At 72.8% G+C, this 11,657-nt stretch carries 10 protein-coding genes; 9 read left to right on the forward strand and 1 reads right to left on the reverse strand.

What is annotated here, in order from left to right; all coding sequences use genetic code 11:
• Positions 1-53: 53 nt before the first annotated feature.
• From ACFWY6_RS37975 to ACFWY6_RS38010, 8 genes are all read left to right on the forward strand, one after another.
• On the forward strand, positions 54-2,210 hold the full coding sequence (locus tag ACFWY6_RS37975; RefSeq protein WP_384700369.1) for a hypothetical protein: 2,157 nt from the start codon (positions 54-56) through the stop codon (positions 2,208-2,210).
• Positions 2,211-2,381: 171 nt separating this feature from the next.
• Positions 2,382-3,872, forward strand: coding sequence for a GT4 family glycosyltransferase PelF (gene pelF, locus ACFWY6_RS37980; RefSeq protein ID WP_384700371.1), 1,491 nt, complete (start codon positions 2,382-2,384; stop codon positions 3,870-3,872).
• Positions 3,869-5,356: a hypothetical protein gene (locus ACFWY6_RS37985; RefSeq protein WP_384700373.1), complete on the forward strand. Its 1,488-nt coding sequence runs from the start codon at positions 3,869-3,871 to the stop codon at positions 5,354-5,356. Before pelF ends, ACFWY6_RS37985 begins: the two co-directional genes overlap by 4 nt.
• Positions 5,357-5,475: 119 nt before the next feature.
• Positions 5,476-6,477: a GDP-mannose 4,6-dehydratase gene (locus ACFWY6_RS37990; protein ID WP_384700375.1), complete on the forward strand. Its 1,002-nt coding sequence runs from the start codon at positions 5,476-5,478 to the stop codon at positions 6,475-6,477.
• Between the two features lie 52 nt (positions 6,478-6,529).
• Positions 6,530-7,243, forward strand: coding sequence for an NDP-sugar synthase (locus tag ACFWY6_RS37995; protein WP_384700377.1), 714 nt, complete (start codon positions 6,530-6,532; stop codon positions 7,241-7,243).
• 7 nt (positions 7,244-7,250) lie between these two features.
• On the forward strand, positions 7,251-8,174 hold the full coding sequence (locus ACFWY6_RS38000; RefSeq protein WP_384700379.1) for an NAD-dependent epimerase/dehydratase family protein: 924 nt from the start codon (positions 7,251-7,253) through the stop codon (positions 8,172-8,174).
• Positions 8,171-8,836 carry a spherulation-specific family 4 protein gene (locus ACFWY6_RS38005; RefSeq protein ID WP_384700381.1) on the forward strand — a complete coding sequence of 222 codons (666 nt, stop codon included), beginning with the start codon at positions 8,171-8,173 and terminating at the stop codon, positions 8,834-8,836. Before ACFWY6_RS38000 ends, ACFWY6_RS38005 begins: the two co-directional genes overlap by 4 nt.
• Positions 8,833-9,621, forward strand: a complete 789-nt coding sequence (locus ACFWY6_RS38010; protein ID WP_384700383.1) for an endo alpha-1,4 polygalactosaminidase — start codon at positions 8,833-8,835, stop codon at positions 9,619-9,621. The genes ACFWY6_RS38005 and ACFWY6_RS38010 overlap by 4 nt, the downstream gene beginning before the upstream one ends.
• Positions 9,622-9,707: 86 nt before the next feature.
• Here the strand turns inward: ACFWY6_RS38010 and hemE are convergent, their stop codons facing one another.
• The gene (gene hemE, locus ACFWY6_RS38015) at positions 9,708-10,775 is read right to left on the reverse strand and encodes a uroporphyrinogen decarboxylase (protein ID WP_384700384.1); all 1,068 of its coding nucleotides are present in this window, start codon (positions 10,773-10,775) and stop codon (positions 9,708-9,710) included.
• A gap of 121 nt (positions 10,776-10,896) precedes the next feature.
• Here hemE and ACFWY6_RS38020 point away from each other — a divergent pair, with 121 nt between their 5' ends.
• Complete coding sequence (locus ACFWY6_RS38020; RefSeq protein ID WP_266871506.1) at positions 10,897-11,565, forward strand: DUF3000 domain-containing protein; 669 nt, start codon at positions 10,897-10,899, stop codon at positions 11,563-11,565.
• The last annotated feature ends 92 nt before the right edge of the window (positions 11,566-11,657 follow it).

Here is an 11,657-nt window from a genome sequence, read left to right on the forward strand (position 1 = left end):
CCGCTGGGTGGAGACACCCCAGCGGCCCGACCGTGGAGGGGACCACACACCGCATGAATCACACCGCACGAGCGGCGGCTCTCGGCGCCGCCGCTCTGCTTCTCGCGCTCTCACTGCCCGGCGCTCCCGCGTCGGCCGCCGAGGCGCCCCGCATCGACCTGCGTGTCCTGGTGGTGACCGACGGGGGCCCCGCCACCACCGCGATCACCGCCGAGCTGGACGGCCAGGGCACTCCGTACACCACCGTCGACCTGCGACAGAGCGGCCGCCCCGTGATCGACGGGGCGTTCCTCGCGGACACCGTGAACGGCCGGCCGCGGGCCAGGTTCCAGGCCGTCGTGCTGCCCGACGACAACCCGTTCGGGGCCGGTTCGGCGGAAATGGCCGCCCTCGCCTCCTACGAGCAGACGTATGCGATCCCGCAGGTGGACGCCTACACCTACGCCCGGCCCGAAGCGGGGCTCCAGACACCGAAGTTCAGCGGTTCGCTCGACGGGGTGCGGGCCCAGGTGACCGCTTCGGGCAGGAGCGGACCGTTCGGCTATCTCGCGGGACAGGTGCCCTTCGAGGACAACTCTCCCTCCGTCAAGGAGAGTTACGGCTTCCTGGCCGAGCCCGCGCCCGGCGCCGACTTCACCAGCTACGTGGACGCGCCGGTCCCCGGCGGCTCCGGCCGCGGCTCGCTCGTGGGCGAGTACCGGCACGACGGGCGGCGCGAGCTGGTGGTGACCTTCGTCTACAACCAGCACCAGCAGCAGTTCCGGCTGCTCGCCCGCGGCATCGTCGACTGGCTGACGCAGGGCGTCCAACTCGGCTCGTCCCGCAACTACTTCGCCGTCCACGTCGACGACGTCTTCGGCGCCGACGACCGCTGGGACAGCGAGCTCAACTGCACTCCGGGCGACGTGGACTGCCCGCCGGGCCAGGGCACGCCCGACCCGATCCGGATGACGCCGGACGACGCCGTCTACGCGGCCCAGTGGTCCAAGGGCCGCAAGTTCCCGCTCGACATGGCCTTCAACGGCGGCGGCAGCGAACTCTTCCGCGAGGAGAACGGCGGCTCGGACCCGCTGGCCGACCGGTTCGTCGCCGACCGCGACGACCACCGCTGGATCAACCACACCTACAACCACCCCTTCCTCGGCTGCGTCCAGGACGTCGGCACCGTCCCGTGGACCTGCGCGAAGAACGCGGACGGCAGCACGCGCTACGTCTCGCGCGCCGAGATCTCCGGGCAGATCTCCGACAACCGGGCCTGGGCACAGCGGGCCGGACTCCCCCTGGTCACCGGCGAGTTGGTCACCGGAGAGCACTCGGGACTCAAGGTGCTCCCGCAGCAGCCCGACGACAACCCGAACCTCGGCCCGGCGCTGCGGGACAACGGCGTGACCTGGCTCGGCTCGGACAACTCACGCGACCGGACCCAGCGCCAGGTCGGCCCGTCCCTGACCGTGCCGCGCCACCCGATGAACGTCTTCTACAACGCGGGCCGCACCAGCGAGCAGATCGACGAGTACAACTGGATCTACACCCGCAAGGCCGACGGCGGCAGCGGCGTCTGCGAGAACTCCTCCGTCGCGACCTGCCTGGACCGGCCCCTCGACCTCACGACCGGCTACCAGGACCACATCGTGCCCGTCGAGTCGACGATCGCGCTCGGGCACGTCCTGGCGAACGACCCGCGGCCGCACTTCATCCACCAGTCGAACCTCGCCGAAGACCGCATCGCGTACCCCGTGCTGGGGTCCGTACTCGACGCGTACGGTGCGCTGTTCGCGGAGAACGCGCCCGTGGTGAACCTGCGGATGGCCGACGTCGGCGGCGAGCTGCGCTCGCGCGCGGCGTGGGGCTCGGCCGTCGACGCCGGGCGCGTCACCGGCTACCGGATCGGTGACACCGTGACGGTTCAGGCGCCGGCGGGCGTGGCCGTGCGGGCCACCATGCCTGCCGGCAGCGTTCAGCGGCTCCTTTTGGGCACCGCACCGTTCGGGTCCGCCTATGCCGGGAGAACGTCCGGTTGGGTCTCGCCTGGCGCCCTCCAGGACCGGGTCACGATCGCCCTGCCGAGCGCCCTCGCGACGGGCGGGACGCCAGACGGGGCCGATGTCCCGAAGGCTGCCAAGAAGCTGCCGGTGCCTGTCGGGGCCTCGCGGTACGTGAAACCTGGCGCCGGCGGGCACACTCCGCGCGCCTTGCCTGCCGGGCGCTGATCGCCCCGCCGGCTTGCGGTTTGAATCTGCGGGTTCGCCGTGGCTGGTCGCGCCCGCGCGGCGGAGCCGCACATGTCACAGCCCCGCGCCCCTTTTTGGGGCCCGGTTCGCCGCTCCCTCGCGTTCGTATCTCACCTGCGGAGCCCCACCATGCCCAACTCGTCTTTACCCGTGCCCATATCGGCCCCGACCCGCGTCACCCTGCTCACCGAAGGCACCTACCCGCACAGCCACGGCGGCGTCAGTGTCTGGTGCGATCAGCTCGTGCGGGGCATACCCGATGTCGACTTCGGGGTGCTCGCCGTCACCGGGACCGGTCGCGAGAGCCTCGCCTGGGATCTGCCGGGCAATGTCGACGAGCCCATCTGTCTTCCGATGTGGGGCCCGGCCCCGGCGGGGCATCCCCCTCGCGGCCGCCGGGCACGCCAACTCCTCGCCTCCTACGAGCAGTTCCTCACCGCCCTGCTCGACCCCGCCACCGAGGACGGCTTCGCGCCCGCCCTGCACGAGCTCGCCCGGCACGCCCGCGACGGCGCCCTCTCCCCCGCGCTGCGCACCGACCGTGCGGTGCACGTCCTGGCAGCCGTGTGGAACACCCCGGGGCTCGCGGTCGCCGACGCGCGGCCGACGCTGCACGACGCGGTCACCGCCACCGGGCTGCTCGAACACGCGCTGCGGCCGCTCGCCGCCCGCCCTCCCGAGCGCGGTGTCGCACACGCGGTCAGCGGCGGCATCGCGGCCCTGCCGGGACTGATCGCCCATCAACTCCACGGTGTACCCCTGCTGTTGACCGAGCACGGGGTCTATCTGCGCGAGCGCTACCTCGGCTACCGCACAGGACCGTACAGCTGGCCGGTGAAGGCCCTGCTGCTCGGCTTCTTCCGGCTGCTCGCCGAGGAGACGTACCGCAGGGCCGCCCTGATCACCCCGGGCAACCGCTACAACCGCCTCTGGGAGGAGCGCGGCGGCGCGGCCCCCTCCCTCATCCGCACCGTCTACAACGGCGTGGACCCCGAGGCCTTCCCGCCCGCAGGACCTGAGCCGCACAGCCCCACCCTGAGCTGGGCGGGCCGGGTCGACCCGATCAAGGACCTGGAGACGCTGATCCGCTGCTTCGCCCTGGTCAGGCAGGAGATCCCGGACGCCCGCCTGCGCCTGTTCGGCGGCACACCGCGCGGCGGCGAGGCCTACCGCGAGCGCTGCCAGGCGCTGGCGGCGGAGCTCGGCCACGGCGACGCGGTGGTCTTCGAGGGCCGCGTCGAGCACATCAAGGACGCCTACGCCGCGGGCAATGTGGTGATGCTGTCCAGCATCAGCGAGGGCTTCCCCTTCACGCTGATCGAGGCGATGTCCTGCGGGCGCGCCACGGTCTCCACCGATGTCGGCGGGGTGCGGGAGGCCGTCGGCCCGACCGGTCTCGTGGTGCCGCCGCGCGCCCCGGAGGCCATGGCGCGGGCCGTGCTCGAACTGCTCCGCGATCCGGAGCGCCGGGCGGCGATGGGCGAGGCGGCCCGGCTGCGGGTGATCGAGCAGTTCACGCTCCGGCAGACGGTGGATGCCTTCCGCGCGATCTACGAGGAGCTGGCCACCGGAGAGGTTCAACAGGCCGTCCTTTACGAGGCGTTGGCCCACCGCGACATCACCGGCGAGGTGGCCGGATGAGCGGCCCGCTGCCCCTGCGGCCGCGCGGCAGGCGCGTACCCTCCTGGGCCGCGGCGGCCCACGCCGCGCACACCCACGGCCCGAACACCACCACCGGCCGCACCCACGAGTCCGGCGCCGACGACACCCTCGCCCTGCGCCTGGCCCGCCCGCCCCGCACCACCAGCACCGACGACCGGCCGCGCGCGTACCTCCGCGGCACGCTCCGGCCCGCCCGCGCCGACGACCCCGTCGACCGGCTCGCGGCCGAGCTCGCCGAGGACGCGGGCGCCGCCGTCCACCCCTACGAGGTCGCCGCGCTCCTGGAGTCACAGGGCCTGACCGGCGACCGGATCCAGGAGACGTATGGGCACCCCGATCTGTTCTCGCTGGCCGACGCCGTCTTCCGGCGGGTGCCGCGCAGCCATCCGAAGCCGCCTGTGCCGCGCGACCCCTGGCGGCCCGACCATCTGCGCTGCGCCCTGCGCGGACTGCTCTTCGCGCTTCCGGGTACGGCGTATCTGCTGGCGGAGGGCGCCTGGGGGTCGGCCTCCGGGCTGTACGGGCTGATCGCCGCGGCCCTGGTGTCCTGGGCCTGGTCCCAGGCGCTGAGCCACCGGGCGTACGCACGCCTTGCCGCGGGGCGGCACGAGGCCGGGCGCACCCTGCTGTTCGGGGCGCCGCTCGGCATCGCCGCCGCTTCCGCCGCCGGGCTGCTGGTCGCGGGGCCCGGACCCGCCGCGCTGTTCGCCGCCGGGCAGTCCTGCTATCTGGCGGCTGCCGGGTTGCTGCTCGTGCTCGGCCGCGAGAAGATCCTTACGGCGGCGCTGGTACCGGTCGCGGCAGCGGCGGCCGCGCTGCCGTGGTGGCAGCCGCCGGAACTCCTGCGGACCGGTCTGCCGCTGCTCACCCTGCTGCTCGCGACGGCCGCCGCCGGGCACGCGCTGCGCTCGGCCCTGCGGGCCACCCCGGCGCCGGGTCCCGCACCGCGCCTGGTGCACTCGGTTCCGTACGGCCTGTTCGGTCTCGCGGCCGCAGTGCTCACGACTGTGGCGGGGCGTCAGGAACCGTACGCCGTCATCGTGTTGACCCTGAGCATGGGCCCCGCCGAGTGGCTGCTCTACCGCTACCGCGGACTCGCAGTCGCCGCCCTGCACGCCTCGACCACACCCCGGGGCTTCCGGCTCCGCGCCACCCGCGCACTCGCGCTGTGCGGCGCGGCCTATCTCGCACCGCTCGCGCTGGGCGCCGCCGTCGTCGGCGCGCCCGCGGTCCAACTCCTGCTGCTCGGCGCCGTGTTGTGGACCGCCCTGCTCCTCCAGGCGTTCGGCGCGGCCTGGTCGTCCGCCGCGCCCTGCCTGGCCGCGGCACTCGCCGCCACGGCCCTCCCGCACACCGGCGCGCTCTCCGCGCCCGCCGCACAACTCATCGGCTGTACGGCCGCGGCTCTGGCTCTCCTTGCCGTCGCCGTCCACCACTTGGGCCGGCCCACGGCACACGCCTGAGCCCGCCCGCGCCCTCGGCGCCCCCTTCATCGGGCCAGACCCCCGCCCGCCGCACCACCTCCGTCGCCTTCCGTCATCTTCCGTCATCTTCCGTCACCGAACCGTCTTCAGGAGCACCCATGCCCTCCGCACCGCTCGTCGCCGTCACCGGAGCCGAAGGCTTCATCGGCTCGCACCTCACCGAAGCCCTGGTCGCATCGGGCCACCGGGTCCGCGCGATGGCGCAGTACAACTCCTTCTCGTCCTACGGCTGGCTGGAGACCCTCGCCCCCGACGTGCTCTCCGAGGTCGAGATCGTCCTGGGCGACGTACGCGATCCGGGCTCGGTCCGCGGCCTGGTCGCCGACGCGCAGACCGTCTACCACCTGGCCGCCCTCATCGCGATCCCGTACTCCTACCAGGCCCCCCACAGCTATGTGGACACCAACGTCACGGGCACCCTCAACATCCTCGAAGCCGTCCGCCACTTGGAGATCCCCCGCCTGGTGCACACCTCCACCAGCGAGACCTACGGCACCGCGCAGACCGTGCCGATCACCGAGGACCACCCCATCAACACCCAGTCCCCGTACGCCGCTTCGAAGGCGGGCGGCGACCGGCTCGCCGACAGCTACCACGCGAGTTTCGAGACGCCCGTGGTCACCCTGCGCCCCTTCAACACCTTCGGGCCACGCCAGTCGATGCGGGCCGTCATCCCGACCGTGATCGGCCAAGTGGCCGCAGGATCACGGGAGATCACCCTCGGCGATCTGCGGCCGACCCGTGACTTCACCTTCGTGGCGGACACCGCGCAGGCCTTCATCGCGGTGGGCACCGCGCCCGCCGACGCCGTCGTGGGCCGCACCTTCAACGCCGGCACCGGCGGCGAGATCTCGGTGGGTGACCTGGTGCGGCTCATCGGCAAGGTGATGGACGCCGATCTGGACGTGCGCGAGGACGAGCGGCGCATCCGCCCTGCGGCCTCCGAGGTGATGCGCCTGGTCGCCGACGCGACCCGGCTGCGCGCGGCCACCGGCTGGGCCCCCGCCCACGACCTGGAGCAGGGCCTGCGCCGCACCGTCGAGTTCTTCCGCGACCCGGCCAACCTCGCCCGCTACAAGACGGACATCTACAACATCTGACGCCCACTCGGCCCTTCACCTCAACTCGCCTTCCAGGCAAGGGAGTTCCACCATGCACGCAGTCATACTCGCCGGCGGCAAGGGCGTCCGGCTCCGGCCGTACACCACCGCCCTGCCCAAGCCGCTCGTCCCGATCGGCGACCAGCACGCGATCCTGGAGATCGTGCTGCGCCAGCTGGCCACCGCAGGCTTCACCAGCTGCACCATCGCCATCGGCCACCTCGGCCACATCATCCGCGCCTACGTCGGCAACGGCGCCCGCTGGGGCCTGCGCGTCGGCTACTCCACGGAGGACAGCCCGCTCGGCACCATGGGCCCGCTCCTGACGATGATGGACCGCCTTCCCGAGCACTTCCTCGTGATGAACGGCGACATCCTCACCGACCTCGACTACGCGGACGTGCTCACCAGCCACCGCGCGTCGCAGGCCCCGCTCACCATCGCGACGTACGCACGCGAGGTGAACATCGACTTCGGCGTGCTCACCACCGACTCGCAGCGCGTGGTCGCCTTCACGGAGAAGCCGAGCATCGACTACCGCGTCTCCATGGGGGTGTACGGGGTCTCGCGCGACACCCTCGCCCCCTACACACCCGGCCTTCCGCTCGGCTTCGACGAACTGGTCCTCGACCTGCTGAAGTCCGAAACCCCGCCGCACGCCTACGATTTCGACGGCTACTGGCTCGACATCGGCCGCCCGGACGACTACGACCGCGCGAACGCCGAGTTCACCACGCACCGCTCGCTGCTCCTCAAGGGGGCGTGACGACACCGTGCGCATTCTCGTCCTGGGCTCCACCGGATACCTGGGCGGGCACATCGCCGAGCGGCTGCACGCCCTGCCGGGCGTGCGGCTGCTCCGCGGCGGCCGCGCCCCTTCGGACGACCTCCGGATCGACCTCGCCCGCGTGACCACCGACGCCCTCGCCGAGCAGCTCGTGCGGGCCGCGCCCGACGCCGTGGTCAACTGCGCGGGCGCGGTCGGCGGCGGAGTGCTCGCCCTCGCCGAGGTCAACTCCCGTGGCCCCGCGGTCCTTTGCGACGCGCTGCGGGCCGTGGCGCCCACCGCCCGCCTGGTGCACCTCGGCTCGGCCGCCGAGTACGGGCCGACCTGCATCGGCGAGCGGACCCCCGAGGACGCCCCCGCCCGCCCGGTCGCCCCGTACGGCGCGACCAAGCTGGCCGGCACCCTCGCCGTCCTCGACGCGGGGCTCGACGCGTTCGTCCTGCGGGTCACCAACCCGGTGGGTCCTGGCGCCTCCCGCGCCGGGCTCCCGGGCCGGCTCACCGGCGAGCTGCGCCTTGCGCTGTCCCGTACGCCGCACGGCACGGTCCGGGTCGGCGACCTGTCGGCGCACCGGGACTTCGTCGACGTACGCGATGTGGCGGACGCCGTGGCGCTGACGCTGACCACATCGGCGCGGCCGCGCCTGCTGAACATCGGCAGCGGCCGTGCCGTGCCGGTGCGCGATCTGATGCACGGTCTGGTGGCCGCCGCGGGCTTCACCGGGCGCGTGGAGGAGACCCTCGGCAAGGTGGGCCGCTCGGTGGCCGTGCCCTGGCAGTGCGCCGACATCTCCGCGGCGGAACGGGAGTTGGGCTGGACACCGGCGCGCTCGCTGCGGGATTCCCTGACCGCGCTGTGGGCCGCCGACGGATCGTCACCCATCGGGCACGCCGTCGGGGATCCCCGATGACGCTGCTGGTGCCGCTGTACGTCCACCCGGCCGCGGACCCCGCGGCCTGGCAGGCGCTCCTGGCGGCCGCGCCCCAGCTGTACGGCGTCGTACTGAACGCCGCCGACGGCCCGGGGCAGGCCCCCGACCCCGCGTTCACCTCCGCCTCGCGCGCGCTGCGCGAGGCGGGGGTGCGGGTGCTCGGCTATGTCGACACGGCGTACGGGCGGCGGCCGGCGGCCGCCGTCACCGACGACCTGGACCGCCATCGCGCCTGGTACGGCGTGGACGGCTGCTTCCTCGACCGGGTCGCGCCCGGCCGCCGTGAGCTGCGGCACTGCCGGCGCCTGGTCCGTTCGGCGCGGGGGCGTGGCGCGCGGACGGTGGTGCTCAACCCGGGCGTGCATCCGGCGCCCGGCTATGCCCGCGCGGCCGATCTGCTCGTCACGTTCGAGGGCCACTGGTCGACGTATCTGAGCTCGTTCACCGCCCCGCCCTGGACGGCCCGGCACTCCCCCAAGCACTTCTGCCACCTCGTGTACGGGGTGCCACCGGCGCTGGCCCGCCTCGCCGGACGCACCGCGGTGCGGCGGGGCGCGGGCGTGCACTGCGCGGTGCCGGGGGCGGGGCCCAATCCCTGGACGCAGCCGCCGCCGTTCCCGGGCAGCGGGGAGGAGTCGTGACCTGCCGCCGCGCGCTCGCCCCGCTCCTTGCCGCCGTGCTCCTCCTCTCCGGCTGTTCATCGGCCGCGCGGGACGGAGCGGACCCGGAACCATGGCGGCCGCGTCCCGGCACCGCCTGGCAGTGGCAGCTCGACGGCCGCGTCGATCCGCGCGTGGACGTGCCCGTCTACGACATCGACGGCTTCGAGAACCGCGCCTCCGACGTGGCCCGGCTGCACAAGGACGGGCGCCGCGTCATCTGTTACGTCAACGCCGGTGCCTGGGAGTCCTTCCGCCCCGACAGCGGCGACTTCCCCGCCTCGGTCCTCGGCCGTCCCAACGGCTGGAAAGGGGAGCGCTGGCTCGACATCCGCCGTCTCGATGTGCTGCGCCCGCTGATGGCGGCACGCTTCGACATGTGCCGCGGCAAGGGCTTCGACGCCGTGGAGCCTGACCTCCTCGACGGCTACCTCAACCGCACCGGATTCCCCCTGACCGCCCGCGATCAGCTGGCCTTCAACCGGATGATCGCCCGCCTCGCGCACGACCGCGGCCTGTCCGTCGGCCTGAAGAACGACCTGCCGCAGATCCCTCGACTGGTCGACGACTTCGACTTCGCCGTCAATGAGGAGTGCGCCCAGTACAAGGAGTGCGCCGAGCTCACCCCGTTCGTGAAGGCGGGCAAGGCGGTCCTGCACGTCGAGTACGCCGTGCCCAACGAGGAGTTCTGCGACTGCACACGCCGCCTCGGCCTGTCCTCCATGCGCAAGAGGCTGGACCTGGACGCGTGGCGCAGACCCTGCTGACCTCTGACAGAAAAGGGTCACTGCCCGATCGGACAGGGACCCTTTTCAGACATCTTTCAGACGGACGTCAACCAGGCGGACGTCTTTCAGACGGCCGTGCGCGTGTGGACGTGCTCCACGAGCCGCGTCAGCGCGTCCGGGTCCGTGGACGGCAGGACTCCGTGGCCGAGGTTGAAGATGTGCCCTTCGAGCCCGGAAGCGGCGGCGAGCACCTCGTCCGTCTTGGCCTCGACCGCCTCGCGCGTGGAGAAGAGGACCGCCGGGTCGAGGTTGCCCTGCAGCGCCTTGCCGGGACCGACCCGCCGGGCCGCCTCGTCCATCGGCACCCGCCAGTCGGCGCCCACCACGTCGGCGCCCGCCTCGCCCATCAGGCCGAGCAGCTCGCCCGTACCGACACCGAAGTGGATGCGCGGCACGCCGTACGAGGCCACCGCGTCGAACACCTTCTTCGACGCGGGCATCACGGAGCGCCGGTAGTCGGCCGGGGCGAGGGCGCCCACCCACGAGTCGAAGAGCTGCACGGCGCTCGCGCCCGCCTCGATCTGCACCTTCAGGAAGGCCCCGGTGATCTCCGCGAGCCGGTCGAGCAGGTCGGCCCAGAGCTCCGGGTCGCCGTACATGAGCGCCTTGGTGTGCTCGTGGTTACGGCTCGGACCGCCCTCGACCAGGTAACTCGCGAGGGTGAAAGGCGCACCCGCGAACCCGATGAGCGGCGTCGACCCCAGCTCGCCCGTAAGCATCCCGATCGCCTCGGTGACGTAGTGGACGTCCTCGGGCGTCAGGTCCCGCAGCTGCGCGAGGTCGGCGCGCGAACGGATCGGGTTGGCGACGACCGGGCCGATGCCCGGCTTGATGTCGAGGTCGATGCCGATGGCCTTGAGGGGGACGACGATGTCGCTGAAGTAGATCGCGGCGTCGACCTTGTGGCGGCGCACCGGCTGCAGCGTGATCTCCGTGACGAGCTCCGGCATCATGCAGGACTCCAGCATGGCCGTGCCCTCGCGCACCTTGCGGTACTCGGGAAGTGAGCGCCCGGCCTGCCGCATGAACCAGACCGGCGTGTGCGGCACGGGCTCGCGCCTGCAGGCCTTCATGAAGGCTGAGTCGTACGTCGCTGCGTTCTGCTGGCCCGCGGGGCTGTTGTTGGCACTCACGCGGAAAGTCTCGCACGGGGCCGTGCGCCCCCTGTCCCGAGGGACACCCTGGCTTGACCGAGCCCCCTCTCAGGGGTGTCCCTCCCTGCGCGAAGCGGCGGTTCCCCTTAATCTTCCCCGCATGGCTGCGGCTCAGGGACAACGGTCGGACGGCGCTGGCGAGATGGAAAGTACGGAGGGGAAGGTGGGGGAATCGGCTCCGTTGCCCTTCCGCGCGGCGGTGGACGCACTGCGCGGGGCACGGCTTCGGCCTGAGATCGAGATCGACCCGACGCGGCCTCCGCAGCGCCTCGCCCCGTACGCGTACGCGCTGGAGGCGGCGGTGGTGGACGGCGACGACGACCTGGCGGACGGCCGCCTGGTGCTGCTGCACGACCCGGCGGGGCACGAGGCCTGGCACGGCACGTTCCGCCTCGTCACGCTGGTGCGCGCGGAGCTTGAGCCGGAGATGGCGGCGGACCCGCTGCTTCCCGAGGTGTGCTGGTCGTGGCTGACGGGTGCGCTGGGGGCGCGCGGTCTGGTGTGCGGGGCGCCGAGCGGCACGGTCACCCGCGCCGGGTCGCACTACTTCGGCGGGCTCGCCCAGCGTCCGCCCGCGTCGCAGATCGAGATCCGGGCTTCCTGGACGCCGGCGCCGCACGAAGGGTTCGGCGGAGTGCCGGACACCGCGGCACACCTGGCCGCATGGTGCGATCTGCTCTGTCAGGTCGCGGGGCTGCCGCCCGCCGGGCAGGGAGGCGACGGTTCCGTGGTGTCGCTGCCGCAGCGGCGGGGACCGCAGAGTCCGTGACCGACGCGCCCGCGCAGGTGTCCCGGGGACACCCGGACACCGGCGGGCTCGTTTGTGTGCGCCACCGATTCGGGTTGATCTTCGGGTGTTAG

It is taken from the genome of Streptomyces sp. NPDC059037 (genome assembly GCF_042740015.1).
Taxonomy (GTDB): domain Bacteria; phylum Actinomycetota; class Actinomycetes; order Streptomycetales; family Streptomycetaceae; genus Streptomyces.